General features: G+C 69.6%; 22 protein-coding genes and 1 pseudogene. 7 read left to right on the top strand and 16 right to left on the bottom strand.

What is annotated here, in order from left to right; translation table 11 throughout:
- Nucleotides 1-2: 2 nt before the first annotated feature.
- The 5 genes from L2Z93_RS18760 to L2Z93_RS18740 all read right to left on the bottom strand — a co-directional run bounded on the left by L2Z93_RS18760 (nucleotide 3) and on the right by L2Z93_RS18740 (nucleotide 4,855).
- Nucleotides 3-2,276, bottom strand: coding sequence for a glycoside hydrolase family 3 C-terminal domain-containing protein (locus L2Z93_RS18760; protein WP_090587735.1), 2,274 nt, complete (start codon nucleotides 2,274-2,276; stop codon nucleotides 3-5).
- Between the two features lie 7 nt (nucleotides 2,277-2,283).
- Nucleotides 2,284-3,063 carry an SDR family oxidoreductase gene (locus L2Z93_RS18755; RefSeq protein WP_090587738.1) on the bottom strand — a complete coding sequence of 260 codons (780 nt, stop codon included), beginning with the start codon at nucleotides 3,061-3,063 and terminating at the stop codon, nucleotides 2,284-2,286.
- 70 nt (nucleotides 3,064-3,133) lie between these two features.
- The gene (locus L2Z93_RS18750; RefSeq protein ID WP_090587741.1) at nucleotides 3,134-3,589 is read right to left on the bottom strand and encodes a rhodanese-like domain-containing protein; all 456 of its coding nucleotides are present in this window, start codon (nucleotides 3,587-3,589) and stop codon (nucleotides 3,134-3,136) included.
- A 9-nt stretch (nucleotides 3,590-3,598) separates the two neighbouring features.
- Nucleotides 3,599-4,021, bottom strand: coding sequence for a VOC family protein (locus L2Z93_RS18745; protein ID WP_090587744.1), 423 nt, complete (start codon nucleotides 4,019-4,021; stop codon nucleotides 3,599-3,601).
- Nucleotides 4,022-4,099: 78 nt separating this feature from the next.
- On the bottom strand, nucleotides 4,100-4,855 hold the full coding sequence (locus L2Z93_RS18740; protein WP_090587746.1) for a helix-turn-helix transcriptional regulator: 756 nt from the start codon (nucleotides 4,853-4,855) through the stop codon (nucleotides 4,100-4,102).
- A 101-nt stretch (nucleotides 4,856-4,956) separates the two neighbouring features.
- Here L2Z93_RS18740 and L2Z93_RS18735 point away from each other — a divergent pair, with 101 nt between their 5' ends.
- On the top strand, nucleotides 4,957-5,943 hold the full coding sequence (locus L2Z93_RS18735) for a glycoside hydrolase family 6 protein (RefSeq protein ID WP_090587749.1): 987 nt from the start codon (nucleotides 4,957-4,959) through the stop codon (nucleotides 5,941-5,943).
- Between the two features lie 21 nt (nucleotides 5,944-5,964).
- Here L2Z93_RS18735 and L2Z93_RS18730 read toward each other — a convergent pair whose 3' ends face one another.
- Together L2Z93_RS18730 and L2Z93_RS18725 are read right to left on the bottom strand one after the other, a co-directional pair.
- Nucleotides 5,965-7,242: an HNH endonuclease gene (locus L2Z93_RS18730; protein ID WP_090587752.1), complete on the bottom strand. Its 1,278-nt coding sequence runs from the start codon at nucleotides 7,240-7,242 to the stop codon at nucleotides 5,965-5,967.
- A gap of 114 nt (nucleotides 7,243-7,356) precedes the next feature.
- A complete protein-coding gene (locus tag L2Z93_RS18725) occupies nucleotides 7,357-9,774 on the bottom strand; it encodes a heavy metal translocating P-type ATPase (protein ID WP_090587755.1) in 2,418 nt (805 codons plus the stop codon).
- Nucleotides 9,775-9,984: 210 nt separating this feature from the next.
- On the opposite strand from L2Z93_RS18725, the gene L2Z93_RS18720 reads away from it, so the two are divergent.
- Nucleotides 9,985-10,773 carry a L,D-transpeptidase gene (locus L2Z93_RS18720; RefSeq protein ID WP_090587758.1) on the top strand — a complete coding sequence of 263 codons (789 nt, stop codon included), beginning with the start codon at nucleotides 9,985-9,987 and terminating at the stop codon, nucleotides 10,771-10,773.
- Nucleotides 10,774-10,790: 17 nt separating this feature from the next.
- Here the strand turns inward: L2Z93_RS18720 and L2Z93_RS18715 are convergent, their stop codons facing one another.
- Entirely contained in the window at nucleotides 10,791-11,210 is a 420-nt protein-coding gene (locus L2Z93_RS18715; RefSeq protein ID WP_090587762.1) for a hypothetical protein, read from the bottom strand.
- A 172-nt stretch (nucleotides 11,211-11,382) separates the two neighbouring features.
- Here L2Z93_RS18715 and L2Z93_RS19475 point away from each other — a divergent pair.
- Both L2Z93_RS19475 and L2Z93_RS19470 read left to right on the top strand, forming a co-directional pair.
- Nucleotides 11,383-11,580 (top strand): annotated as a pseudogene (locus L2Z93_RS19475) (helix-turn-helix domain-containing protein); the annotation flags it as partial.
- 244 nt (nucleotides 11,581-11,824) lie between these two features.
- The gene (locus tag L2Z93_RS19470) at nucleotides 11,825-11,974 is read left to right on the top strand and encodes a hypothetical protein (RefSeq protein ID WP_368859698.1); all 150 of its coding nucleotides are present in this window, start codon (nucleotides 11,825-11,827) and stop codon (nucleotides 11,972-11,974) included.
- A 34-nt stretch (nucleotides 11,975-12,008) separates the two neighbouring features.
- Here L2Z93_RS19470 and L2Z93_RS18705 read toward each other — a convergent pair whose 3' ends face one another.
- The 4 genes from L2Z93_RS18705 to L2Z93_RS18690 form a co-directional block, all read right to left on the bottom strand.
- Entirely contained in the window at nucleotides 12,009-12,884 is an 876-nt protein-coding gene (locus tag L2Z93_RS18705) for a universal stress protein (protein ID WP_090587767.1), read from the bottom strand.
- On the bottom strand, nucleotides 12,881-14,719 hold the full coding sequence (locus tag L2Z93_RS18700) for an amino acid permease (RefSeq protein ID WP_260575474.1): 1,839 nt from the start codon (nucleotides 14,717-14,719) through the stop codon (nucleotides 12,881-12,883). Before L2Z93_RS18700 ends, L2Z93_RS18705 begins: the two co-directional genes overlap by 4 nt.
- A gap of 308 nt (nucleotides 14,720-15,027) precedes the next feature.
- Nucleotides 15,028-16,410 (bottom strand): aspartate aminotransferase family protein, encoded by a 1,383-nt coding sequence (locus tag L2Z93_RS18695; RefSeq protein ID WP_090587773.1) that lies wholly within the window; start codon nucleotides 16,408-16,410, stop codon nucleotides 15,028-15,030.
- 34 nt (nucleotides 16,411-16,444) lie between these two features.
- Complete coding sequence (locus tag L2Z93_RS18690) at nucleotides 16,445-17,938, bottom strand: CoA-acylating methylmalonate-semialdehyde dehydrogenase (RefSeq protein WP_090587776.1); 1,494 nt, start codon at nucleotides 17,936-17,938, stop codon at nucleotides 16,445-16,447.
- Between the two features lie 116 nt (nucleotides 17,939-18,054).
- Here L2Z93_RS18690 and L2Z93_RS18685 point away from each other — a divergent pair, with 116 nt between their 5' ends.
- Both L2Z93_RS18685 and L2Z93_RS18680 read left to right on the top strand, forming a co-directional pair.
- Nucleotides 18,055-19,674 carry a PucR family transcriptional regulator gene (locus tag L2Z93_RS18685; RefSeq protein ID WP_090587779.1) on the top strand — a complete coding sequence of 540 codons (1,620 nt, stop codon included), beginning with the start codon at nucleotides 18,055-18,057 and terminating at the stop codon, nucleotides 19,672-19,674.
- 81 nt (nucleotides 19,675-19,755) lie between these two features.
- Complete coding sequence (locus L2Z93_RS18680) at nucleotides 19,756-20,640, top strand: cutinase family protein (protein ID WP_090587781.1); 885 nt, start codon at nucleotides 19,756-19,758, stop codon at nucleotides 20,638-20,640.
- An 8-nt stretch (nucleotides 20,641-20,648) separates the two neighbouring features.
- Here L2Z93_RS18680 and L2Z93_RS18675 read toward each other — a convergent pair whose 3' ends face one another.
- Both L2Z93_RS18675 and L2Z93_RS18670 read right to left on the bottom strand, forming a co-directional pair.
- On the bottom strand, nucleotides 20,649-22,292 hold the full coding sequence (locus L2Z93_RS18675) for a serine/threonine-protein kinase PknH/PknJ (protein WP_234786062.1): 1,644 nt from the start codon (nucleotides 22,290-22,292) through the stop codon (nucleotides 20,649-20,651).
- A gap of 121 nt (nucleotides 22,293-22,413) precedes the next feature.
- The gene (locus L2Z93_RS18670) at nucleotides 22,414-23,142 is read right to left on the bottom strand and encodes an Rv3717 family N-acetylmuramoyl-L-alanine amidase (protein ID WP_090587785.1); all 729 of its coding nucleotides are present in this window, start codon (nucleotides 23,140-23,142) and stop codon (nucleotides 22,414-22,416) included.
- 211 nt (nucleotides 23,143-23,353) lie between these two features.
- Between L2Z93_RS18670 and L2Z93_RS18665 the strand changes: the two genes are divergently transcribed.
- Nucleotides 23,354-24,787 (top strand): glycoside hydrolase family 183 protein, encoded by a 1,434-nt coding sequence (locus tag L2Z93_RS18665; protein ID WP_090587787.1) that lies wholly within the window; start codon nucleotides 23,354-23,356, stop codon nucleotides 24,785-24,787.
- A gap of 8 nt (nucleotides 24,788-24,795) precedes the next feature.
- Here the strand turns inward: L2Z93_RS18665 and L2Z93_RS18660 are convergent, their stop codons facing one another.
- Both L2Z93_RS18660 and L2Z93_RS18655 read right to left on the bottom strand, forming a co-directional pair.
- On the bottom strand, nucleotides 24,796-25,473 hold the full coding sequence (locus L2Z93_RS18660; protein ID WP_090587917.1) for a Crp/Fnr family transcriptional regulator: 678 nt from the start codon (nucleotides 25,471-25,473) through the stop codon (nucleotides 24,796-24,798).
- Nucleotides 25,474-25,638: 165 nt separating this feature from the next.
- Nucleotides 25,639-26,664 carry a CobW family GTP-binding protein gene (locus tag L2Z93_RS18655; RefSeq protein WP_090587790.1) on the bottom strand — a complete coding sequence of 342 codons (1,026 nt, stop codon included), beginning with the start codon at nucleotides 26,662-26,664 and terminating at the stop codon, nucleotides 25,639-25,641.
- Nucleotides 26,665-26,714 lie beyond the last annotated feature (50 nt).

Raw genomic sequence — 26,714 nt, 5'->3', positions numbered from 1 at the left:
CTCTAATCTGGAGGCTCGGCGCTGTTCGCGGCGGCGATCAACTTCCGGATGTCATCCGCGGTGACCCCGGCGGAGGGGAAGCCGGGCAGCCGTCCCAGTGGAATGGACCCGATCATCTGCAGGACCATGTCGTCGGCGAACCCTTCACCGTCGCTCGCGCCGCCGTCGCTCGCGCCGAAGATTCCCTTCGGAAGCGAAGCCCGCACGGCCGGGCCCACCACGGGATGCGCAGCCGCTTCGGCCAGCGAGGAATGCTCCGTCAACGCGACGCGCACGTCGTCGCCGGCGATGTCGACCACGCTGGTCGAGCGGATGTCGCGGCTGGAGGCGCCGACGTCGACGCGGTAGGTCCCCGGTTCCACCACGAAGCGCCCGACGCGGGTGTCCCAGTAGGCGAGGTCCGCGCTGCGCACGGTGACGGTGACCTCAACGGTTTCACCGGCGGGGATCTCCACCGACCGGAAGCCCTTCAACTCCCGCGGCGGGCGCTCCACCGCCGAGTCGTCGAGCCCGAGGTACACCTGGACGACCTCGCGCCCGGGGCGATCCGAGGTGTTGGTGACCGGAACGGTCACCAACAGGTCCCCGTCATCGGCGAGGTGAACCTGCGCGACGCCGTAGTCGAACACCGCATAGGACAGCCCGTGGCCGAAGGGAAAGGCCACCGCCGTCTCGCGCAGGTCGTACCAGCGGTAGCCGACGAAGACGCCTTCGCCGTATCGGACGTGCCCGAATGAGCCCGGGAAGTTCCCGAACGCCGGGGTGTCCTCCAGCCGGACCGGGATGGTTTCGGCGAGCTTTCCGGACGGATTCGCCTCGCCGAGCAGCACGTCGGCGGTGGCGGATCCGCCGGCCTGTCCCAGCAGCCACGCCTCGACGATCGCCGGAACTCGGTCGGCGAACGGCAGCGCGACCACGGAGCCGTTGGAAAGCACCACGACGACGTTCGGGTTCGCGACGAGCACGGCGTCCAGCAATTCGAGCTGCGCGGCGGGCAGGTTGATGTGGGTGCGGTCGAAGCCCTCGGATTCCTCCGCCTCGGTGAGCCCGAGGAACACCGCCGCGACATCGCTGGCCGCCGCCAACGCGACGGCCTCATCGCGAAGCGACGCGGCGTCGTCGGCCGCGGCGAAGCCGAAACCGGGCGCGAACCGGAGGTGGTCGCCCGCCACCGCGGCCAGGGCGTCCAGCGCGGAGTCGACCCTGGTTGGGTTGATGTGCGACGAGCCGCCGCCCTGGAAGCGCGGCGTTCGGGCGAACTCGCCGATCACCGCGATGCGGCGGCCGGGATCCAGCGGCAGTAGTCCGCCGTCGTTCTTGAGCAACACGATCGAGCGAGCCGCGGCCTCACGGGCCAGCGCGTGATGGGCGTCGACGTCGAGCTTGTGCGACGGGTGGATCCTGGCCTCGGCCTTGCGAGCGAGGGCGATCACCCGGGCCGCCGCGGAATCCAGCACCGATTCGGGCAGGCGTCCGTCGGCGACCGCCGCGACGATCCGCTCGGCGGAGTGCCCACTGCCGCCGGGCATTTCCAGGTCCAGGCCGGCGGTGAGGGCGGCCACCCGGTCATCCACCGCACCCCAGTCCGAGACCACCAGACCGTTGAAACCCCAGTCGTCGCGCAGCAGCTTGGTGAGCAGCCGGTGGTCTTCGGAGGCGTACACGCCGTTGATGCGGCTGTACGAACACATCACCGTCCAGGGCTGGGCGTCGGTCACCACCCGCTGGAACGCGCGGAGATAGATCTCGTGCAGCGGCCGCTCATCGATGTCGGCGGAGACCCGCATCCGATCGGTCTCCTGATTGTTCGCCGCGAAGTGCTTCAGCGACGCCCCGACGCCCCGGGATTGAATGCCGCGGACCAGTCCGGCGCCCAGCACGCCGGAGACCAACGGATCCTCCGACAGGTACTCGAAGTTGCGACCGCACAGCGGGGAGCGCTTGATGTTGACGCCCGGGCCGAGGATCACGGCGACGTTCTCGATGGCCGATTCCACACCGAGGGCGATGCCGACCCGTTCGGCGAGTTCTGGATCGAAGGCGCAGGCGAGCGCCACCGCGGGCGGGAAACAGGTCGCCGGAACGCTGCTGCCCAGCCCGAGATGATCCGCGCTGCCCGTCTGCTTCCGCAGTCCGTGCGGACCGTCGGTCAGCATGACGGACGGGATCCCGGCGTGCGCGATCGCTGTGGTGGTCCAGAAGTCGGCGCCGCTGGTCAGGGAGGCCTTCTCGGCCGTCGTCAGCTTCGCCAGGGTCTCGCGGGCGCGGTCGTCCATGGCGCCGTCAGTCCAGCCCGCCGAGGACCAGCTGGTCCCAGTCGATGACCGATCCCGTGACCACCCCGCTGCGTGGGGACAGCAGCAGCACCACCATGTCGGCGATCTCGTCGGGCTGCCCGAGCTTGCCCATCGGGACGTTCTTGGCGGCTTGCTCCGCCCAGTCGGCGCCGCCGTCGTGGAATCTGCGTTGGGTTTCGGCTTCGCCCTCGGTTTCGGTCCAGCCGATATTGAGGCAGTTGATCCGGATCCGGTCCCAGCGGTGCGCATGGGCGGCGTTGCGGGTCAGCGCCGTCAGGCCGGCCTTCGCCGCGACGTACGGCGCGAGGAACGCCTGCCCGCCGTGGGCGGACGTCGACCCGATATTGACGATGCTGCCGGCGACGCCGCGGGCCCGCATGTCCTCGATGGCGGCCTGCATTGCGAAGAACGGCCCGCGCAGGTTCACCGCCATGTGGGCGTCGAATAGTTCCGGGCTGGTGTCGGTGATGGAGCCGCGCGTGGTCAGACCGGCGGCATTGCACAGGCCGTCGATACGCCCATACGCGGTGACGGTTTCGGCCACCGACGCGCGAGCCTGGTCGGGGTCGGCGAGATCGAGCTGGGTGAACTGCGCCCGTCCGCCGAGGGTCAACAACTCAGCGGCGAAGCGCTCTCCCGCATCGCGGCGACGTCCGGTGACCATCACATCGGCGCCCGCGAGGACCGCGGCGCGGGCGACGGCGCCGCCGACGCCCTGGGTGCCGCCGTTGACGAGCACGACTTTTTCGGCGAGGAGTCCGCTCATGGTGTCAGTCTCGCCGCGCCGGGGATCGCGATCAATCGGCTCGCTCCATCAAATTCCCCTCATCGGCGGGTCAGCGATGTTTCAGGTCTCGCCCGCTGGCGGTCCAGGCGCGCATACCCCCGTCGAGTTCGACGATGTCGGTGTAACCCAGGCCGCTCAGGGTGTCCATCGCGGTCTGGCTCATCGGCCCGCTGCGGCAGTACACCGCCAGCGGCGTGGAGCGGTCCGCGGGCAGCAGGCCGGACAGCTGCCCGATTTCGTTGTACGGCAGCTGCAGGTCGGTGTCGGCGATCTCGCCCTCATAGGGGATGTGCACGTTGATGATGAACCGGTCCGGATCGGAGATCGCCGTCGCGAAGGCGTCCGGGCCCAGCGAACGCGGACCGGCGGAAACCGACGCGGCAGAATCCTGTTGTGTCACAGGGCTTTCCGCCGTATCCGGCGCCGCGCAGCCGAGCAGGGTCGCCATGCCGACGCAGAACCCGGCCGCCCATGGGGCGCGCGGCCGGGTTCTCGTCGGGGTCATGGGACGAGGCTACCCCTCGACGCTGAACGCCCAGAGCACGCCGAACTTGTCCTTCACCTGCCCGTAGTGCCCGCCCCAGGGCGCCTTCTCGAAGGGCATCGCGACCTCGGAGCCGGTGCTGGTGAACTTCTCGATCAGCGCCTCGGCCTCGTCGGTGGAGTCGAGTTCGAGCAGGAACGAGTAGGCGTTGTTCTCCAGCGGATCGGCCGGGTTCTCCGGGCAGATCCAGTCGCCGCCGGCGAGTTGCACGGCCCCGGCGTCGAGGTGTCCGTGGGCGAGCGCGTCGGCCGGCGGGGTGAACGGCATGCCCTCCATCGGAAAGTCGGTGTAGGAGGCGGTGTTCAGCGATCCGCCGAAGATCTCCGTGTAGTAGTCGAGCACCTCGCGGCCATTGCCGGGAAACGAAACGTAGGGAACCAATCGAACAGACATTGTGAGACTCCTTGGGGGATGACTGCTTGCGTGTTCGACGTTAGGCGGATCCTCCCGAGCGGGTTTGTCCGAAATTGCTCAGGTCGACGTTGGGCCCGCGAGCGCCGGTAGCGCCGGGAGCATCGGCAGATCCACCGGGGTGGCATACCGGTAATGCAGGTCGATGTTGGTTGGCGACGTGAGTGGCGCGGGGTGCCGGGCCACCAGAGGCGCCGAGGGGGCCAACCGTTCCCGGGCACAGGCGTCGGCGGACACCGCGAAGGACAGCAGCCACGGGGCGTCCGGGCACAATGGCAATTCCAGTTCGGCGTCCGAGACGGTCAGCGCCCCGGCCGCGGGCAGCCCGATCGGGGCCGGTTTGGGGAACCACCCGATCCACAGTTCGACCCTTGGGCCCGGACGGAGATGCTCCGGCAGCCGGGGCCGGATCCGGACGGTGGGCTGGTTCGGGTCGACGAGCCGGAACGGTTCGACGGCGCCGTCGTCGACGTGGTCGGCCAGCGCGCGAAACGCCGCCGGGGAGGTTCCGACGACGGCGCGGAAGCGGCGGGAGAAGCTGGACAGCGAATCGAAGCCGACTTCGGTCGCGACGTCGATCACCGGCGCGGGGTCGGCGAGCAGCAGCCGCTTGGCCGCGTCGATCCGCAGGCTGGTCAGATACGCGCCGGGGGAGACGCCGGTGGTCGCGGCGAACAGCCGGTTGAAGTGGAACGGGCTGTAGGCCGCGTGGTCGGCCGCGTCGGTGGCGGACAGCCCGGTGACCGCTTCGGCGCGCATCACCTGCACGACCGCGCGCAGCGCCGCCGGGTGCAGCCGGCCGACATGCTGGGTCACGCCATCGAGAGTACGAGGACCACCCGACAAGTCGAGCGGCGAGGAACGAGCTGCTCCCGATTGGCTTGCGGAGCCGGGTATCGATACTTTATTAATCCGTGATGTTCTCTGCGCTGGCCCGCCGGATCCTGCCCGCCCTCGCCGTCGCGACTGTCGTCGCCGCCGGCCTTGTCTCCGAGCCCTCGACTGCGGAGGTGCGGTTGGCCAGCGACGCCAACCCACTGGCCGGCCGGACGTTCTACGTCGACCCGGATTCCAAGGCGATGCGGGCGGCCCAATCCAGCGGCAGCCCGGAGATCCAGGCCATCGCCGACGTCCCGCAGGCCTTCTGGCTGGACCACTACTGGTCCCCGAGTTCGGTGACCGGGTTCGTCTCGCGCTACACCGGCGCGGCTCTGGACGCCGGGGCCACCCCGATCTTCGCGATCTACGGCATCCCGAACCGGGACTGCGGCAGTTACGCGGCCGGCGGCTTCGGCTCCGGCGACAGCTACCGGGCCTGGATCGACGGCATCGCCGACGGCATCGGTGGGGCGCCGGTGACCATCATCCTGGAGCCCGACGCCATCGCGATGGCGAGCTGCCTGTCCGAAGACCAGCGCCAGGAGCGGTACGGCCTGCTGCGCTACGCCACCCAGCGGTTGACCCAGAACCCGGCCGCCGCGGTCTACATCGACGCCGGGCACCCGCGCTGGATCAGCGTCGAGGACGCGGCCGCCGGTCTGAACGCCTCCGGGGTGGAGATGGCCCGGGGCTTCAGCCTCAACCCGACGAACTACTACACCACCGAAGAGAACATCGGCTACGGCGAGGCGATCTCCGGGCTCACCGGTGGGAAGAACTACGTGATCGACACCTCGCGCAACGGCAACGGGCCGCTGGACGATTCGTCGATGGGCTGGTGCAACCCGCCCGGTCGCGCGCTGGGCGTCACCCCGACCACCGCGACCGCCGGTCCGCACGCCGACGCCTACCTGTGGATCAAGCGGGTCGGCGAGTCCGACGGGTCCTGCGGTGGCGGCGCTCCGGCGGCCGGTGTGTTCGTGAACCAGTTCGCGATCGACCTGGCCCGCAACGCTGGCTGGTAGCCCGCGGCGCAAACCCGGGGTTCAGGCGGCGGCCTGCTGGTCGATGATCGCGCTGAGCGCGCGTTCCATCCGGCTGGGCGCCCGGGGTGTTCGGCCCGGCAGGATCGGTGGCGCCGTACTTCGATAGGTGTGGCCGGTGGGCGTGGTGGTGACAGTGGTGTGCCGACCAGCCATGGTGGTCGTGACGGACCAGCCGTCGGCCTCCTTGTTGTAGTTGCACGCTTCGCAGGCGCCCTGGCCGTTGATCTCCGCGGTCTTCCCGCCGCGGCCGGCAGGTCTCGCGTGGTCGATGTGGCGGATGGGCGCGTCGCAATAGGGGGTTCGGCAGGTCTGGTCGCGCAGACCGATGAAGGTGGCCAGCCCCTTGGGGAACAGCCGGGCTTTGGATTCCATCGCCACCAGGGCGCCGGACGCCGGGCGGGCGTAGAGCCGCCGCAGGGTCGAGCAGGCGAGGGGATCGTCGATGGCGGCGGCGAGCAGCAACCGGGCGATCTGCGCGGGGATCGGACCGTACCCACTCACCACCGCGGGATCTGACCCGCCGACCAGGGTCTCGTCGGAGAGCACCAGGTTCACCGCCACCGGTTCCGGCGCGTCGGCCGGGCGGCCGGTGACGCGCTCGATGAGCGTGTCCGCCATGACCTGGCCGCCGCCTCGACCGTCGGCGCAGCTCTTGGCCTGCCGGCGCAGCGCCGCGTAGACCGCGACGCCCTTGGCCATCGGCAGCAGAGCCGTCAGGTACGCCATATTGTCCGGCGCCGGACGCACCCACACCGAGCGGTCCTCCTCGGCCTTCACGGCGCGCTCGACAACAGCTCGCGGGTCCAGCCGGTAGGCGATGGCCTTGGCGTCGGCGGCGATCCGGGCATTGCCGAGACCTTTTAGCCGAGACTGGTCGGCGCACAGTTCGGCGTCCAGCCTCCGGCGGTCATCGACATCCAGGCAGGCCGATTCGCGCACGATCAGGGTGGCCCGCCACTCCGAGAGGGCGCCGGATTCCAGCGCGGCCAGCGTGTGCGGCATCTCGCGAACCAGCGCCTGCGCGAGACCGAGATGCCGATTGCCGCAATTCGGGGAATCGTGTCTGGCGAGCGCGACCTCGGCCGCCAGCCCCTTGCCGCGCCGGGCGGCCGGCACGCCGCGGGCCAGCTCATCCGCGCGCCGGGCGTCGGCCAATTGAACGGTCAGTCTGGCCTGCAGCGCCGCCGCCCGAGACTTGAGAATTTCGAGTTCGTCGATGCCGCTGATCAGGGCGGACTCCTCGAGGAGGTCCGTCTCCGAGATCACCAACTGGAACATACATCCATGTTATTCACCGGCGCCGACAACAACGAGGGTCGAAGAGCCGATCTGTGGATGAACTCGGATCTGTGGATAACCACTGGTCAATGGGGCTGAGCAAGGCCGGCCGCCTCAGTCTTGGCGCAGCGCCAGCAGCCGCAACGCGTTGGCCACCACGATCAGCGTCGAGCCTTCGTGGATCAGCACGGCCGGGCCGATGCCCAGGCCGAAGATGGTGGCCGGGATCAACAGCGCCACCACGCCCAGGCTGGCGAGCAGGTTCTGCTTGATGATCCGGTTGGACGCCTGGCTGACCTTGACCGCGAACGGCAGCGCCTTGAGGTCGTCGGCCATCAGCGCGACATCGGCGGTCTCCAGCGCGACGTCGGATCCGGCCGCGCCCATGGCGATCCCGACATCGGCGGTGGCCAGCGCGGGCGCGTCGTTCACGCCGTCGCCCACCATCGCCACGCGCTCGTACCGCTCGCGCAGGTCGGTGATCGCGGTGGCCTTGTCCTCGGGCAGCAGGTTGCCGACCGCGCCGCCGACGCCGACGGAATCGGCCACCGCGTCGGCGATGCGCTGATTGTCCCCAGACAGCATCACGGTGTGCCGCACACCGAGCGCGGCCAGCTGGCGCAGCACCTCGGCGGACTCCGGGCGCGCGGTGTCCATCACCCCGATGACGCCCAGCCAGCGTTCGCCGGCCCGCACCACCAGGGTGGTGCGGCCGCGGGCCTCCAGCGCGGCGACCTGATCGCCGAGCACGTCCGGGCGCGGCAGCCCGGCCGCCACGAACATTGCGGGCTTGCCGATCTGGACGGGGATCCCGCCGACCGTGCCGGTGACGCCGAATCCGGCGACGGCCAGCACGTTCTGGGCCCGCGGCGCCGGCTCGGACCCGAGGAGCGCACGACCGTCGCGCACCACGGCCCGGGCCAGCGGATGGTCGCTCTGCTCTTCGATGGCGACGGCGGTGCTTAGCAGGAACGGTTCGCTGATGCCGTCGGCGGGGATGATGTCGGTGATGGTCGGGCGGCCGGTGGTCAGCGTGCCGGTCTTGTCGAACGCGATCGCAGTCACCCGGCCGAGGCTTTCCAGCGCGGCCCCGCCCTTGACCAGGATGCCCACCCGGGCCGCGCGCGCCACTCCGGAGAGCACCGCGCTGGGCGTGGCGATGGCGAGCGCGCAGGGGCTGGCGGCCACCAGCACCGCCAGCGCGCGGTACAGCGAGGAGGTGAACGGCTCATCGATCACCAGCGGGGCGAACAACAGCGCCACCACCAACAGCAGCACCGCGGGCACGAAAATGCGCTGGAACCGGTCCGCGAACCGCTGCGCGGGGGAGGCGTCGACCTGCGCGTCGCTGACGAGTTTGACCACCCGCGCCAGCGTCGAATCCGCGGCCAGCCGGCTCACCTGGATCTCCAGCGCTCCCGCGCCGTTGATGGATCCCGCGTAGACCCGGGAGGCCGGGTCGACGTCCTCGGGCCGCCGGGTCGCCGCGGCGACGTCGGCGACCGGCATCTTGTCCACCGGCACGCTTTCGCCGGTGACCGGCGCCTGGTCGACGCTGCTGGCGCCGGCGACCACGAATCCGTCGGCGGCCAATCGGGTGTTCGGCCGCGCCACCACCACGTCGCCGACACGCAGGTCCTCGACCGGGATCTCGATGATCTCGCCGGTGCGGCGCTGGCGCGCCAGCGCGGTCTTGGGCGCGAGTTCGGCCAGCGCCTCGATGGCGCGTCGTGCCCGGCCCATCGCGTAGCCCTCCAGCGCGTGCCCGATGCTGAACAGGAATAGCAGCAGAGCGCCTTCGGCGACCTCACCCATCGCCGCGGCGCCGATCGCGGCGACCAGCATCAGGGAGTCGATCTCGAAACGCTTGTGCCGCAAGCTTTCTGCGGCTTCCTGCAAGGTGAAGAAGGCGCCGAAGAAGAAGGACGCCCCGTAGAGCGACATCTCGATCCAGCGCGGGGTGTCGGCGAAGGCGGCCAGCAGGAAGCCGGTCAACAGGGTGAACCCGGCCAGTCCGGCGAAGATGAGCTCGGTGCGCTCGCCGAAGATCCGGCTGCCGAATCCGTGGCTGTGGTCGTGATCGTGGGGGTCCCCGGGGCTCGCGGTCACGCTGATCGGCTCGGGTTCCGACCCGGTGATGACTGCGACCAGTTCGTCGGCCGTGATCCGGTCCCGCTCGAACTCCACCTGCAGGCCGCCGGCGGACGCCTCGGCATCGACGACGCCCGGGGTGGCGCGGAGCCTGCCCAACACGTCGTCGCCGTGATTGGCGTCGACGTCGGTCCAGGTCAGGTGCCCGTAGCGGTTGCGCAACCGCGCGGCGGCCTGCCGGGCGCGGGCGGTCACATCGGCGGCGGTGGTGGCCGCCGCGTCGTAATGCACGCACAGGTGGGATTCGCCGTCGGCGCCTCGCCGGACATGCGCCCGCTGCACGTCGGGCGCGGTGCTCAGGTCCTCCAGTAGCCGCCGCTCGCAGTGCTCATCGCCGTCGGGCAGGAGTTCGCCGAGGCTGATGGGTGAGTTCTGGCTCATGATCCTCCGTTCCTCGCCAGTATTATGCATGTATTGCAATATTGCAATGTGATCTGCGCAGCGACCGGGTTGGCGAGGGCGGGGACCGAGACGGCGCCGTCGTGAAACCGTGACCGATCCCTGACCGAAAGGCCGAGGCGCGCCGCCGTCCCGGCCGCGCCGCCGGACCTACCATTTCTGCCGCAGGGGGTCACGTCGAAGGGCTGGTCAATGATTCGCACGGGTCTGGCGTTGGGGCTATTGGCCTCGACGCTGCTCACCGCCGCTCCGGCGGTTCAGTCGACGTCGGCCCGCACGTCGTCGACACCGGTCCTGATCGCCGTCGAACCCGATCCGTTCACACCCGTGGGGGTGGGGCACCCGATCGTGCTGAAGTTCGATCGGCCGGTCCTCGACCGCGCCGCCGCGGAGCGGGCCGGCGACGTCACCCCGATATCGCCCGGGATGACCGGCAGCTACGTTTGGCTGGAACCCGATGTCGTGCAATGGGTTCCGGACCGGTACTGGCCCGCCCACAGCACCGTGCTGTTGTCGGTTGGCGGGACGAAGACGCAACTGACGACGGGGCCCGAGGTCATCGGCGTCGCGGACATCTCCGATCACACCTTCATCGTGACCGTCGACGGGCAGACCGTCGGCCTACCGTCACCTCATCATCTGCCGCGCGCCGGGGAGGAAGGCGTGTTGCTGGCCACCATGGGCAGGCCCGAGTACGGGACTCCGCCGGGGAAGTACACGGTGCTCGCCAAGGAGCGCAATGTCCGCATGGACTCCAGCAGCGTCGGAATCCCCGTCGATCATCCCGACGGCTACCTGCTCGACGTGGACTACGCCGTCCGGTTCACCCGCCGCGGACTGTTCGTGCACTCGGCGCCCTGGGCGGCCTCGGCCATCGGATTCGAGAACGTCAGCCACGGCTGCGTCAGCCTGCTGCCGGCCGCCGCCGAGTGGTATTACAACACCGTCAGCGTCGGCGACCCGGTGATCGTGCAGGAGTAGCCGAAGTCGAGCGACGCTCAGCGGGCGATGATCTCGGAGTCCTGCGGCCCGGGCAGCGCCGGCACTCCGGGGGCCGGGCCGCTGGTGTTCACGGTCTCCACCGGGGCGCCCTTGCCGCCGACAATCGGAGCCACCACGGGGGCGCCGGCCGGCGCGGCGGCAACCGGCGCCGCAGCGGGCACGACCGGGACCGGGGCCAGCGGCGCGACCGGCGGCGCGGCGACCGGAACCACCGGGGCCACCGGGAAAACCACCGGTCCGGGCGCCAGCGGAACACCGGCCGCGGGCGCCGCGCCCGCGGCGGCCGCCACCACCGGGACGCCCTTGCCGGGCAGTTCTGCGTCGGTGTCCGGGTTCGCCACCGCCACCGGGCTCAACACCAGCGCGCACGCGCACAAGCCGGCGGAGGCGGAGAGGGAAAACAGGGTGATAGCCACGGCCGACCTCGGGTGCTCGAAGGGGATTGTTAGCAAAGCAGTGAGGAGAACATAAGGCTGCTCTGAGAGTCGTGCAACACAAGAGCCGAATGGTTACCTGGTTGACGCGTATCCGAGTCGTGTCGGACCCGACGAGCGACCGGGAGCTCGGTTGCAGACCTATGCTCACAGCATGCCTGAAAGCGCTCCCGAGCTGCGTGAGCTCGGTCGGTTCCTCAAGGCGCGCCGGGCCGAACTGCGACCGCAACAGATCGGGTTGCCGGACCGTTTGACCGAACGTCGCCGCGTGAACGCCCTGCGCCGGGAAGAGGTCGCCGATCTGGTGGCGATCAGCACCGATTACTACACCCGGATCGAGCAGGGCCGGCTGGCGCCGTCGGGACCGGTGCTGGAGGCGCTGGCACGCGCCTTCGGGCTCGACGACGGGCAGTCGGAGTATCTCAGGACGCTGCTGGCCCAGGCCGGGTCACGACGACCCGTCGAATCGGAGGTGGAACTGCGGCGGAACTCGTCGGCACACCCGCGGCTGCTCCGGCTGCTCGACCAGCTCGACGCGACACCGGCGATGGTGCTCGGTCGAGCGGCTGTGGCATCCGAGCGTCGGCGAGCTGACCTTGGACTGGGACGGATTCACCCAACCCGGGGTACGGCATCAGGAGCTGGTGACACTGTCGGCCGAACCCGGGTCGCTGTCCCAGCGCGGTCTGGAGGAACTGCGGAAGCTGCGCCGCAGTGAACGCCTGATGCGCAGCGTCGGCGCCTGACCCGGGGGCCAGGCGCCGACGGCTGGGCGAACACTTACGCGCGGGGCAGGATCATCACCGGGACCGGTGCGTGCCGCAGGATCCGCGCCGCGGCGGAGCCCAGGAACACCTGGTTGAACTGGCCGGCGGCCCCGGAGCCGAGCACCATCAGGTCGCCCGGCTGCCAACTGACGTCGTTGACCGCGCCGGGCCAGTCGCCACCGGCGCCGATGATCACGTCGACGTCCGGAATCGGGATCGACTTGCGGGCCTCGGCCAATTGCTCCACGACCTTCTCGGTGGTCCGCTCGGTCCACTTCCGGATGGCCAGGTCGTCGGCCCCGCTTTCCACGCCGTAGCCGAAGCGCCACACCGGGCGCACCGTGAACGACACGATCCGCAGCGGGACGTTCCAGGCCAGCGCAAGCTCGCCCGCCGACGCGATCACCCGATTGGCGTCGGCGTGACCGCCGAACGCCACCGTCAACCGCTGGATCGACGACGGGCTGGCCGGGTAACCGCGGGGCGCGATCGCGACCGGAACGTCGGCGCCGTGCACCATCCGCTCGGTCACGCTGCCCAGCAGAATCCGGCCCAACAGACCCGACGACGACGAACCGGCTACCACCAGATCGACGTCGTTCTCGGCGGTCAGCTCGCTGATCCCGCGGGGCACCGAGGTGGCCAGGTGCACCGTCGGGGTGATCTCCACCCCGTGCACCCCGGCGATCGCGGTACGCAGCGAAGCCTCGGTGCGGGCGGACAGCGCGGTCAGGTACTCCTTCTCCACCTGATCGGAGTCCACCGTCACGTTGGCTTCCAGGATCGCGGCGGCGAGCACCTTCTCGCCGTTGGTGCGCGCGATCTCGGCGGCCAGGTGCAGCGGCGCGTGGCTTTGGCCACGCGCGCTGAACGCGGCGAGGATCGTCATCGGCTCAGCTCCGGGTCGATTGACGCCGGGTCCGCGACGATATGGGTGACCGGGATGTTCGGGAACTCGGCCCGGGCGCGGTCGACGACGTCGAAGCGTTGCCACACCGAACGTTCCGGGGGCAGTGTCGCGATGACGATCTGATCCGGCTTGAAGGTGTCGACCGCGTCGGCGAGTGCCCGCAGCGGGCGGAAATCGCCGTGCGCGCCCTCGGCGTCGAGGTTCGCCTCATGCAGCGCGGCCAGGGTGTGATCCAGGCGAGCCTGCGCGGCGGCCCGGGTCGCCTCCACCATGTCCAGCGGTCCGTGGGTGTCGGCGACCCCGGTTTCGATCGGGTTGTCCGGCACCACGACGAGGTACTTGGCGTTGTTGGCCGCGCCGATCTCGTGCAGTTCGGCGAGCAGTTCGCGGGAGTCCGCGGTCTCGTTGGCCAGCACCAGCACCCGCTTGGACGGCGCGGTGAGCGGGGCGCTCTCCACCACCGGCCGGCGAGCCATCACCCAACGGTTGACCAGGAACAGCACGATCAGCACCGCCCAGGAGCCGAGGCTCAGGCCCAGCTGGGATCGCAGACCCGGGGTGATGCCCATCTGGATGAGCAGGCCCAGGATGACCAGCACGGTGAGGATGGACAGCACCGGGAACAGCCACATCTTCACCCGCAGGTTCGCCGACCCGTTTCGGTAACGCAGCACGATCTGGGACACACAGATCAGGCCGTAGACGAACAGGATCACCGCGCCGGAGGAGTTCAGTAGGAACGCGAAGATGGTGTCGGGGGAGAAAGCGGCGGCGATGACGCCGATGAAGCCGACCACCGAGGAGGCCAGGATGGCGGCGGCGGGCACGCCGCGGCTGGTCACCTTGACCAGGGCCTGCGGGGCTTCGCGGCGAGCGGCCAGCACGAACAGCATCCGGGACGCGGTGTACATGCCGGCGTTGAGGCAGGACAGCACCGCGGTCAGCACCACGGCGTTCATGATGTGGTCGGCGTAGGGGACGCCCATCTTGGTGAACGCGGCGACATACGGCGAGGCGGCGATGCTCTCGTCGTTCCACGGCAGGATGCAGACCACCAGGAACACCGAGCCGACGTAGAAGATGCCGATACGCCAGATCACCGAGTTCGCGGCCTTGGCGACGGCCTTCTCCGGATTCTCCGACTCGGCGGCGGCGATGGTCGCGATCTCGGCTCCCACCATGGAGAAGATGACGGTGACCATGGCCGCGGTGACCGCCCAGGAGCCGTTCGGGAACAGGCCGCCGTGCGCGGTCAGGTTGGAGAAGTGGGTCTCGCCGAAGTGGCTGGGCCACGCGCCGCACACGTAGGCGCCGCCGATGACCAGGAAGGCGATGATGGCGCCGACCTTGATGCTGGCGAACCAGAACTCGAACTCACCGAACGCCTTCACCGAGACCAGGTTGGTGGCGGTCATGGCGATCAACAGGATCAGCGAGGTCAGCCAGAGTGACACATCCGGCCACCAGAACTGGATGATCTTGGCCCCGGCGATCGCTTCGAAGCCGACGACGATCACCCAGAAGTACCAGTACAGCCAGCCGACCGAGAAGCCGGCCCAGTTGCCGAGGGCGTCGCGCGCGTAGTCGGCGAACGAACCGGTGGCGGGCTTGGCGACCGCCATCTCGGCGAGCATCCGCATCACCATGATGATCAGCGCGCCGCACAGGATGTAGGTGATGAACACACCCGGGCCGACATCGCCGATGATGACGCCGGAACCCACGAACAGGCCGGCGCCGATCACACCGCCGATGGCGATCATCCTCAGCTGTCTTTCGCTGAGGCCCTTCTTCAGCTCTACGTTGCCACTCACGGCGTCTCCTTGATACGTGACGGAATTCGGCATGGGGGTAGGCCGATTCCGGGTACGCAGAAGCGTATGGGAGATGCCCGGCGTTGGCAGCGCATTAACAGAAAATTCACGCGGGAAAATTCACGCCGAAGATGTGGCGGAAAATGCGCGGACACGAAATCCCCGACCATTGTGACCAGCGATAACAGCGTAGTAGTTCGGCGTGTTCCGAAGAATCGAACACTGGCTGTGTCGCTAATTAATGGTCGGGGATTTCGTGTGCTTTACTGCCTGATCGCGCGCCTGTCTTTTGTTACTCGGGAGTTTTCTTAATTGACGTGGCTGTCGGCGACGGTGAGCGCCGCGTCCAGGATCCGCAGGCCCTCGGCCACCTCGTCGTCGGTGACATTGAGCGCCGGCACCGCGTGGATGCGGTTGAAGTTGGCGAACGGCAGCATGCCGTTCTCCTTGCAGGACGCGATGACCGCGGCCATCGCCGGGCTGCTGCCGCCGTAGGGCGCCAGCGGCTCGCGGGTCGTCTGGTCGGCGACCAGCTCCAGCGCCCAGAAAACGCCGAGGCCACGGACCTCGCCCACCGACGGGTGCCGGGCGGCCAGCTCGCGCAGGCCGGGGCCGAGCACGTCGGCGCCGATCCGGGCCGCGTTGGCGACCATGCCCTCGTCCTCCATCGCATTGATGGTGGCGACGGCGGCCGCGGTGGCCAGCGGGTGACCCGAGTAGGTCAGGCCGCCGGGGTAGGCGCGGTTGTCGAAGGTCGCCGAGATGGCTTCGTTGATCGCGACGCCACCCAGCGGGACGTAGCCGGAGTTGACGCCCTTGGCGAAGGTGAGCAGATCCGGCTGCACGTCGAAGTGGTCGATGGAGAACCACTTGCCCGATCGTCCGAACCCGGCCATCACCTCGTCGGCGATGAACACGATGCCGTAGCGGTCACAGATCTCCCGCACCCCGGCCATGTAACCCGGCGGCGGAACCATGATGCCGGCGGTGCCCGGAATGGATTCCAGGATGATCGCGGCGATGGTGTCCGGACCTTCCATCGCGACCAGCTTCTCCAGGTACTCCAGCGCGCGCTGGGATTCCTGCTCCTCGGTCTCGGCGTAGAACGACGAGCGGTACAGGAACGGGCCGTTGAAGTGCACGACGCCGGCCGAGCCGCGGTCGTTGGGCCAGCGCCGCGGGTCACCGGTCAGGTTGATCGCGGTCTCGGTGCCACCGTGGTAGGCGCGGTAGCGGGACAACACCTTGGGCCGGCCGGTGTGCAGCCGAGCCATCCGCACCGCGTGCTCGACGGCGTCCGCGCCGCCGTTGGTGAAGAAGATCCGGTTCAGGTCGCCGGGGGTCCGCTCGGCGATGAGCCGGGCGGCCTCCGAGCGCGCGTCGTTGACGTGCTGCGGCGCGACGGTGCACAACTTGGCGGCCTGATCGGCGATGGCGGCGACCACCTTCGGGTGCTGATGCCCGATGTTGGTGTTCACCAGCTGGCTGGAGAAGTCCAGCAGCTTGTTGCCGTCGCCGTCCCAGACGTAGGACCCCTGGGCGGCCAGGATGGTCATCGGCTTGAGCTGAGCCTGCGCGGACCAGGAGTGGAACACGTGCTTGCGGTCCAGCTCATAGGCGCGCCGGCCGTCGGCGATCGCGGTGTCGAGATCCTGCCCGGAGGGCAGCGTGGTTTCGGTGAGGGCGGTCATGATCGTGATCCTAAGTCCAGGTGCGGGGGTGAGCTCAGGCGTTCTGCGGGAAGCCCAGGTTCAGGCCGCCGTGGCTCGGGTCGAGCCAGCGGCTGGTGACCGCCTTCTGCCGGGTGAAGAACTGCACGCCGTCCATGCCGTGGGCATGGCTGTCGCCGAACAGCGAGGCCTTCCAGCCACCAAAGCTGAAGTACGCCATGGGAACCGGGATCGGCACGTTGATGCCGACCATGCCGACCTCGACCTCGTTCTGGAAGCGCCGGGCCGCGCCGCCGTCGTTGGTGAAGATGGCAGTGCCGTTGCCGTAGGGGTTGCTGTTGATCAGCGCCATGGCCTCGTCGTAGGTCTCCACGCGCAGCACCGAGAGCACCGGGCCGAAGATCTCGTCGGTGTAGACGGTCATGTCCGGGGTGACGTTGTCCAGCAGGGTCGGGCCCAGCCAGAAGCCGTTCTCGCCGCCGTCGGCCTTCACCGTGCGGCCGTCCAGGACCACCTTGGCGCCGGCCTCTTCGCCGGCGTCGACGTAGGCGGCGACCTTGTCGCGGTGCGCCTTGGTGACCAGCGGGCCCATGTCGGAGTCCTTGGTTCCGTCGCCGGTCTTGATGGTGGCGGCGCGCTCGGAGATCTTGGCGACCAGGTCGTCGGCGATCGGGCCGACGGCGACGCAGGCGGAGATGGCCATGCAGCGCTCACCGGCGGAGCCGAAGCCGGCGTTCACCATGGCGTCGGCGGCCAGGTCCAGGTCGGCGTCGGGCAGCACGATCGCGTGGTTCTTGGCGCCGCCGAGGGCCTGGACGCGCTTGCCGTTCGCGGTGCCGGTGGCGTAGACGTACTGGGCGATCGGGGTGGAGCCGACGAAGGACACCGCCTTCACGGTCGGGTTGGTCAGCAGCTCGTCGACGGCGGTCTTGTCGCCGTGCAGCACGTTGAAGACGCCGTCGGGCAGACCGGCTTCCTTCCACAGTTCGGCGGTCCAGTTGGCCGCGGACGGGTCCTTCTCGGACGGCTTGATGACGACGGTGTTGCCGGCGGCGATGGCGATCGGGAAGAACCACATCGGAACCATGGCCGGGAAGTTGAACGGCGAGATGACGCCGCACACGCCGACGGGCTGGCGGATGGAGAACACGTCGACCTTGGTGGAGGCGTTCTCGGTGAAGCCGCCCTTGAGCAGATGCGGGATGCCGCACGCGAATTCGACGACCTCCTGGCCGCGGGTGACCTCGCCCAGGGCGTCGGAGAGCACCTTGCCGTGCTCGGCGGTGATGATCGCGGCCAGCTCTTCCTTGCGCTCGTTGATCAGCTCGCGGAAACGGAACAGCACCTGCACCCGCTTGGCCAGCGAGGTGTCCCGCCACCCCGGGAACGCGGCGGCGGCGGCGTCGATCACCGCGCGGGCGTCGTCGACGTTGGCCAGCGCGACCTCACCGGTGACCACGCCGGTGGCCGGGTTGGTGACCGGGGCGGTGGCGCCGCTGGAGCCGGCAAACGGAGCGTTGTTCAGCCAGTGGGTGATGGTGTTGGTCACGGTATGGGCGCCTTTCTGCAGCGGTTGCGAGCTTGGTTCCCATCCTGGGGGATGAAAGAGGGGTCGCAGGCGGGACAAACCGTCGGATATAGAGCTATTCGCTTTACACTTCGTAGATGATCACCACGGTCGCCGACGTCGTCGCGCTGCCCGTGGTGCAGGCCGCCGACCCGGAGGTGCTCGCCGCGGCCGGGCTGGACAACCCGGTCCGCTGGGTGCACATCAGCGATGTCGCCGACCTGTCGTCGCTGCTGCAGGGCGGTGAACTGGTGCTGACCACCGGCGGCGCGCTGCGCCGATCACCGCGCCGATACCTGGAACTGCTGGTCTCCGCCGGCGCCATCGGCGTGATCGTGGAGGTGCTGCCCACCGCGGCGCCACTGCCGGAGCAGGTCGGTCCGATCGCCGCCGAGCTGGGGTTGCCGCTGGTGGCGCTGCATCGGGAGGTGCGGTTCGTCGAGATCACCGAGGCCGTGCATCGCGGCATCGTCGCCGACCAGTACCAAGCGGTCGAGTTCGCCCGCAGCGCGCACGAGATCTTCACCGATCTGAGCATGGAGCGGGCCGGGCCTTCGGAGATCGCCGCGGCGGCGGCCCGCCTGTTGGACGCCCCCGTCGTGCTGGAGGATCTGGCGCACCGGGCGCTCGCGGTGGCCGCCGCGGGACGCGACGCCTCGGTGGTGTTGCGGGACTGGGAACGCCGATCGCGGCGCCAGGCCGGCGGCGCCGGCGGGCTCGACACTGCGAACTGGGCTGTCACCGAGGTGGGCCGGGCCGGGGACCAGTGGGGACGACTGATCGCGGTGGCTCCCGCCAGCGCCCCCGACCGAACCTCCATGGTGCTCGAGCGCGCCGCCCAGACCCTGGTCATCCACCGGATGGCCGAACGCGGCCGCTCCGATATCGAGCACCAGGCGCAGGCCGGGTTGATCGACGACGTGCTGCGCCAGCGGGTGCGCTCCGAGGACGAGGCAATAGCCCGGGCGCTGGCGCTGGGCCTGCGCCGCTGCGACCGCTACATCCCGGCCGCCGTCCGAGTTCGGGATTGGGCCCCCGAGGCGGATCCGGTACGGGCGCAACGGCGAAACACCCGGTTGCTGGACACCGTGCTGCGCGCCACCCGGGCGCTGGGTCACACCGGGCTGTTCACCGTGCTGCGGCCAGGGGAGGTCGGCATGGTGCTCGGACTGGGCCCGGCCCGCGGCGGCGAATTCGCCATGCTGCAGGCGCTGGGCCGGGCGCTGCGACGAGACTGCCGCGCCGAGGCGGGCATCGGCGACGTGGTGCTGGCGGTCGCCCCGTCGTGCCCCGGGCTGATCGAGGCGGTGCAGCGCGTCGAGGAGGCCGCCCACGTCGCCGAGGTCGCCGCCGCCATGCCGCCGGGCAATCGGCAGTGCTTCCGGGTATCCGATATCCGGCTGCGCGGTCTGCTGGCCCTGCTGCGCGACGACTCACGGGTGCAGCGCTTCGCCGAGACCGAACTGCAGGCCCTGATCCTGCACGACCTGCAGACCGGGGAACACTGTATGGAGACGCTGCGCGGCTACCTGGAGCTGGGGCGGAACAAGTCCGCGCTGGCGGCTCGGCTGCTGATCAGCCGGCCCGCCCTGTACGCCCGCCTGCGCCGGATCGAAGAGATCCTCAACGTCGACCTGGCCGACGGTGAATCGCTGACCTCGCTGCACGTCGCGGTGCTGATCCTGGACGCGCGCCAGGCGTTCTCCGAGCAGCCGTGACCACTTCGTGACCGGACCGCTGTAACAACCCCGGGTTGTCGAGGCGATCTAACGACTGTCGATCAATACGGAGGACAGTTGATGATCAAGCGCCTGGTCCCGGCCGCAGTCGCCGCCGGAGTCGTGCTCAGTGGCCTGGCCACCGCCACCGCCACCGCCGCGCCGGACTGCGCAGACGTGCACGTCATCGGGGCCGCCGGCTCCGGGCAGCGCAACGCGATGAGCATGGCCACCCAGGAGGGCATGGGCGATGTCGTCTACAGCTCGTACCAGCAGCTGCGCTCCGACCTGGTGAAGGCCGGCTACACCGTCACCTCCGAGTCGGTGAACTACCCGGCCGTGGAGGTCCCCGAAGACGGCAGCATCGGCGGCTGGATGGGCTTCATGGACAGCGTCCGGGCCGGCGCGGCCGCCACCGGCGCCCAGTACCAGGCCTACGTCACCAAGTGCCCCACCAGCAAGGTCGTGCTGGCCGGTTACTCCCAGGGCGCGATGGCCGTGCACCGCAACCTGCACGGGCTGGCCACCAGCCCGCAGCTGGCCGGGGCGCTGCTGATCGCCGACGGCGACCGCAACCCCACCGACACCACCATCAAGATGGGCACCACCGCGCTGATCGCCCCGGGCGAGACCATGGGCGTCGGCCACGAGCACTACATCCTGGCGGGCACCAACACCGACCCGCTGCCGGCCGACCTCGGCGCGCGCACCATCAGCGTTTGCGATGTGGGCGACCCGGTCTGCGACTACGACGTCGACGGCGACGAGGCCACCCCGGCCCAGATCGCCATCCACACCGGCTACAAGCCCACCGCAGGCGGGCCGCACGGCTGGAACGCGCCGCTGTACAACCTGGTCGTCGCGGCCGCGGGGACTCCGAGCGGCGCGCCCGTCGGCGCCGAAGACGAGGCCGAAGAGCCCGCGGCCACCCCGGGGCTGACGCTCACCCAGCTCGCCGCGAACTAAAGCGCGAGTCAGGGCTCCATACTCACGCGGCTGAAGCCCTCGTTCATCACCTGCTCGGCCTCATCGGTCACGCCGTAGCCGCAGGCGTTGATGTCGAACACCACGTTGTTCTTCGCGCCGAGCGCGCGTGAGCAGGCCCAACCGCTGCCCGCGTCGAGTTGCGCCACCAGGGTGATGGTGTTGTCGGTCTCCGTCGGCGTCCCGATGGCGAAGGTCTCCTCGCCGCTGGCGAACGTGGTGCGCAGCTGCGTGCCGCCGCACTTCTGCCAGGTCGGCTTCGCGTTGTTGACGAAGTCCTCCGCCTGGGCGGCGGTGGGGAACGCGGCCACCGACTGCTGAATGACATGCGACACCGGGTCGGTGGTGTCCTCCATCCGCTGCCCCCAGGCCCCGCTGTAGCCGGTCCCGTCGTAGGCCACCGCCCGCAGCGGGTACATCACGCCCAGGCACTCCGGCCGGTCGGCCACGCCGCCGTCCTCGGCCGTGGCCTGCGACACCGCGGTGCCCTGGGCCTTGAGTTCCAGATCCGAGGCGCCGATCAGCGATTCCATGTCGGTGACGTCGGGCAGCAGCGGCGCGAGATCGGCGGGCTTGATCGGCTTCGCGGTGACCGTCGGGGTGGCGCTGGTGGTCGTCGACGCGCCGGAGTGCTTGGTGTCATCCCCGCCGCCCGACGCCATGAATCCGACCACGCCGAGGCCCAGCAGCGCCGCGACGCCGACCGCGCCGGCGATCAGCAGGGGCCGCTTCGAACTGCCGGATGACGCCGGCGCCTGGGGCTGCCAGCCGCCGGAGTTGGGCGCCGCGAACTGCGGCGACGGGTGCGCGGCATATCCCGGGTGCGACGGCGGTGAGCCGTGGAAGGACTGCGGGGCGGGCGTCGGCTGGAACGCCGCGGCGACGGCGTTCGCGAACGCGCCCGAACTCTGGAACCGCGCGTTGGGATCCTTGGCCATCGCGGTGGCCAACGCCTGGTCCAGCGCCTGCGGCAGGTTGGGGTTCGCCTCGGTGACGCGCGGCGGCGGGTAGTTCAGGTGCGCGTTCATCACCGCGGCGGAGCTGCCGAACTCCTGGTACGGCGTCTTTCCGGTCAGCATCCGGTACAGCGAGCAGGCCAGTGAGTAGGTGTCGGTGCGCCCGTCCACCCGTCGGCCCAGCAGCACTTCGGGAGCGGCGTAGGCCAGCGTCGCCATCACCGCGCCGGTGCTGGTGATGGACGCGTCGTCGACCGCCCGGGCGATGCCGAAGTCGGCGAGCACCACCCGCTCGTCGGGGCCGATCGGCCCGGACAGCAGGAAGTTCGCCGGTTTCACGTCGCGGTGGATGACCTGGCGGTTGTGCGCGTAGTCGAGCGCCTTGGCGACCTCGCGGACGATGTGCACCGCGCGGTTGGGGGTCATGGTCCCCGCGCGCAGGGCGGCGTCGGCGTCGGTGCCGTCGATGAACTGCATCGCGATCCACAATTGCCCGTCGGCGGTGGTTCCGCGGCGGTAGATCGAGGTGATGTTGGGGTGGTCCAGCTGGGAGGCGACGGAGGCCTCGCGGTCGAACCGGGCCCGGAACGACGGATCGCGGGACAGTTCGGCCGACAGGAGTTTCAGGGCGTCGTTGCGGGGCAGCTCAGGGTTGGCGACCAGATAGACCGCACCCATGCCGCCTGAGCCCAAAGTTCGAATGACGCGGTAACCCGCGATCACAGCGCCCGGTTCCAACACCGGTCAAACTTAACCCCTCGGCCGACGGGTTGGCGTCACAGATTTCTGTTCTACGGGATCAGGCCGATTGCCGAAGGAAGGCGACGATCCCCGACGTCACCGCCGCGGCGTAGCGCGCCCGGCCATCCGCCGACGTCATCACCGCGGCGTCCTCGGCGTTGCGCATATTGCCGAGTTCGACCAGCACCGCCGGGTACTCGGCCAGGTTCAGTCCGGCCAGATCGGGCCGGGCGAACAATCCGTCGTCGCCCAGATACGTCGACGGTGTCAGCCCGGCGTCCGCCAGCGAGTCGCGCATGGTGGTCGCGAGCGTCACCGCCGGCCCGCCCTGCACGGCGTTCAGCGGTGGCGCCGAGTAGTTGACGTGGAACCCGTGCCCGCCGGCCGGGCCGCCGTCGGCGTGGATGCTGACGATGGCGTCCGGCTGAGCGGCGTTGGCGGCCGCGGCGCGGACGTCGATACAGGGCGCGGGCCCGGAGTCATCGGCCCGGGACAGTTCGGTGCGGACCCCCAGTGCCGAAAGCTCGGTTCGAACCCGCTGTGTCACATCCCAATTGAAGGTGTGCTCGGGGTATCCGCCGTCGGTGGCGGTGCCCGAGGTCTGGCAGTCCTTGGCGCCGCCGCGCCCGTTGGGCACCTGGGCGGTGCTGCCGCCGTCGGCGGAGTGCCCGGCGTCGAGGAAGACCAGACGACCGGCGAGCCCCGGGCCCGCGCCGGCGGGCGCGACCCCGGCCAGCGCCAAGGTTGCCGTCGTGCAGAGGGCGGTGACCAATCGGACCAAACGCATCTGGTCAGGCTACAAACTCGACGCCCCGAGCCCAAGCACACGAGGGGCTTACATTGTTGTTATTCGTGGTTTCGACACGGTAACGACTCCATCGCCGTTATGCATCATCAGTCACAATTGCATCATTCATCACTATCGTCACAGGCAGCGAAATCGCTGGCGTCGAGACCGAAACCTCCTGTGCGACGTCCTGTTCCGGGAAAGGTGAGAGATGCCGCCGCGTCTTCGAATTGCCACCGCCGCTGCCTCGGTGGCGGTGCTCGGCCTGCACTCCGTGGTGGGCCTGACGCCCACCGCCGTCGCCGACCCGTGCACCGGAACCGTCGCCAACGCCCAACCGCCGCAACCGATGCCCCGCGCCGACACCGGCGGAAACATGCAGCCGCCCACCGGCCACCGTCCGCCGAACGCCAACAGCAGCGCCCCGCTGCCGCGGCTCGGTGAGCTGTCCCGCAGCCTGATCTCCGCGTTCAACCCCAACGCCGCCCGCCAGCAGGCGCAGGTCAACCCGGCGCCCCGTCCCGCCCCGGTCCAGCAGCAGCCGGCCCCGCAGCCGCAGCGGGCGCCTGAACCGACCGTGCCCGCACAAGACGTCCCGCACCCCGCGATGGGCAACACCCCCGGCACAGCCATCGTCGGCTGGGTCACCGGCATCGACTCGGCCGCCAACACCCTGAACCGGTTCGGCGTCTCCGGCACCGACCTCGGAATCATGTGGGACAACGGCGATCCCGGCAACAACCAGGTGCTGATGGCGTTCGGCGACACCTTCGGCTACTGCGGCGTCAGCGGCCAGCAGTGGCGCTACAACGTGCTGTTCCGCACCCAGGACCGCCAACTCGCCCGCGGCATCAACGTGCAGGCCGGCTCGATGACCAACCAGTACGCCGGCGCCCCGGAGATCGCGCCGGGGTACGCCAAGCAGATCGTCAACAGCATCAAGTGGGCCCCGACCGAGAAGGGCATCATCCCGACCGCGGGCATCTCGGTGGGCAACGTCCAGTACATGAACATCATGTCGATCCGGAACTGGGACAGCCCCGGTCACTGGACCACCAACTTCTCCGCCATCGCGGTGTCCCCGGACAACGGCCAGCACTGGGGCGTCTACCCCGGATCGGTGCGCACCCCGGCCCCCAACGACGTCAAGAACACCCAGTACACGCCCGGCAACGAGAAGTTCCAGCAGGGCGCGTTCCTCAAGGGCGGCGACGGCTACATCTACTCCTACGGCACGCCCGCCGGGCGTCGCGGCCAGTTGTTCATCTCCCGCGTCCCGCAGAACGCGGTGCCCGATCTGAGCCGTTACGAGTACTGGAACGGCGGCAGCTGGGTGGCGAACAACCCGGGCGCCGCGGCCCCGATCGCCGACGGCCAGGTCGGCGAACTGAGCGCGCAGTACAACACCTACCTGCGCCAGTACCTGATCATGTACGGCAACGAGGCCGGTGACGTGCTGCTGCGCACCGCGCCCGCGCCGCAGGGCCCGTTCAGCCCGCCGCAGATGGTGGTCTCCGCCGCGCAGACCCCCGGCGGCGCGTACGCCCCGTATCTGCACCCCTGGTCGACGGGCAAGGAGCTGTACTACACCCTGTCGCTGTGGTCGGCGTACAACGTGATGCTGATGAAGACCACCCTCCCCTAGGGAGAGGGCTACATCCGGGCCCGACGGGCCAGCTTGGCCGGGTCGGTGATCCAAGTGGTGCGGCCCTGCTGCCGGATCCACCCGCGGGAGGCGAAATCCGACAGCGCCTTGTTGATGGTCTCCCGCGACGAACCGACCAGCTGAGCCAGTTCGTGTTGCGTCAGCTGCAGGTCGATGCGCACCGCGCCGTCGTCGGTGGAGCCGAACCGGTTGGCCAGGTCCAGCAGCTGCTTGGCCACCCGGCCGGGCACATCGGTGAAGATCAGGTCGGAGAGCGCGTTGTTGGTGCGGCGCAGCCGTCGGGCCAACACCCGCAGCAACTGCTCGGCGATCTGCGGCCGGCCGGTGATCCAGCTGTGCAGCGCCTCGCGGTCCATGCTGACCGCCTCCACCTCGGTCAGTGTGGTCACCGTCGACGTCCGCGGGCCCGGATCGAAGATCGCCAGCTCACCGAAAATGTCCGCGGGGCCCAGCAGCGCCAGCAGGCTCTCCCGGCCGTCCGGGGCGCTGCGGCCGATCTTCACCGTGCCGGAGGCGATGATGTACAGCCGGTCACCCGGCTCGCCCTCGCGGAACACCCGGTGCCCGCGCGGAAAGGCCAGCGGCTGCAATTGGTCGGCCAGCGCGGCGACCGCCGCCGGATCCACGCCCTGGAAAATGCTGGCGCGAGAGAGCACCTCCTGCATGGCAGGGGTGATCTCCACAGCGCGCGGAGGCGATGAATCCATGGACGGAGGCCCCCTTCAAGGCAGCGAACAGGCGCGGTTCAAGCGTAGGAGCACTTCATCACATTTCGCACCGACGGTGTCCGCGATCACAATATTGCCAGGGGCTCCACATATGCGGGCACATCAAATGCTGAGCCGGCGGTAGCGCTGCAGCCGCTTCACCCCAGCGGCGGGCGCCGGCCCGTCGACCGGGGTCAGCGCCGCGCGGAGCCGAGCGGCCACGTCGTCGCGGTCCAGGTTCATGCCGATGGCGACCAGCGCGGAGCCCTTGGTTCCCGGCGCGGTGTCGATGTGCACTCCGGCCCCGACCAGGTTCACCACGTAGTGGCGCACCGAGGAGCGGTAGCGGACCGCGAACGTGCCCTTGAGCCGGTAGACCCCGGGCGGTGGGTTCTCGCAGAGATCCAGGATCGCGCCCGGATCTACGCACCCATCGCCGGTGACACTCACCGAATCGGCGTGCGAATGGTCGTGATGGTGATGCCCGTCGGCGGGCGGTTCGTCCTGAACCAGCAGATCCCGTAGCGAGAGCTGGCCGTACTCCTCGCCGGCGTCGGCGATGTCGTAAAGCAGCGCCGGGTCGATCCGGCCGCGGGAGGCGCCGACGATCTGCGCGCCCGGATTCGCCACCCGGATCCGCTCGCTCACTCGGTCCAACAGCGGCTCCCGGTCGGATTCGGTGAGCTGGTCGAGCTTGTTCACCACCACCAATGAGGACGCGCTGTAGCGGGCCGGCGGCAACGCCTCGGTGTCGACGGTCTGGAAGTGGTTGACCGCGTCGATCACATCGACCACCCCGCCGGGGCGGACATTGTCGACCCCGGAGAACCGGATGATCCGGGCCAGGGCGGCCGGCTCGGCCAGCCCACTGGCCTCCACGATGATGGCGTCCAGCCGGAGTTTGGGGTCCGATAGCTTCTCCAGCGCCACGTCCAGTCCACCGTCGTCGGGCAGGCAGCAGATGCAGCCACCCGCGATGGACGCCGGCTCGTCGACCTGACCGGTGACCAGGCCGGCGTCGACGTTGATCTCGCCGAAGTCGTTGATCACCAGACCGATCCGGGCGTCCGGCCGGCGCAGCACGTGGTTGAGCAGCGTGGTCTTGCCCGCGCCGAGGTATCCGGTGAGGGCGATGACGGGCACAGCCATAGCGCTCCTTCCCGGTCGGCGTCAGCGACAACCCAAGGTACCGAGCCGCC

Source organism: Mycolicibacterium brumae (assembly GCF_025215495.1).
In the GTDB taxonomy this organism is placed as follows: Bacteria; Actinomycetota; Actinomycetes; order Mycobacteriales; family Mycobacteriaceae; genus Mycobacterium; species Mycobacterium brumae.
This window is presented reverse-complemented; position numbering and strand designations above follow the sequence as displayed.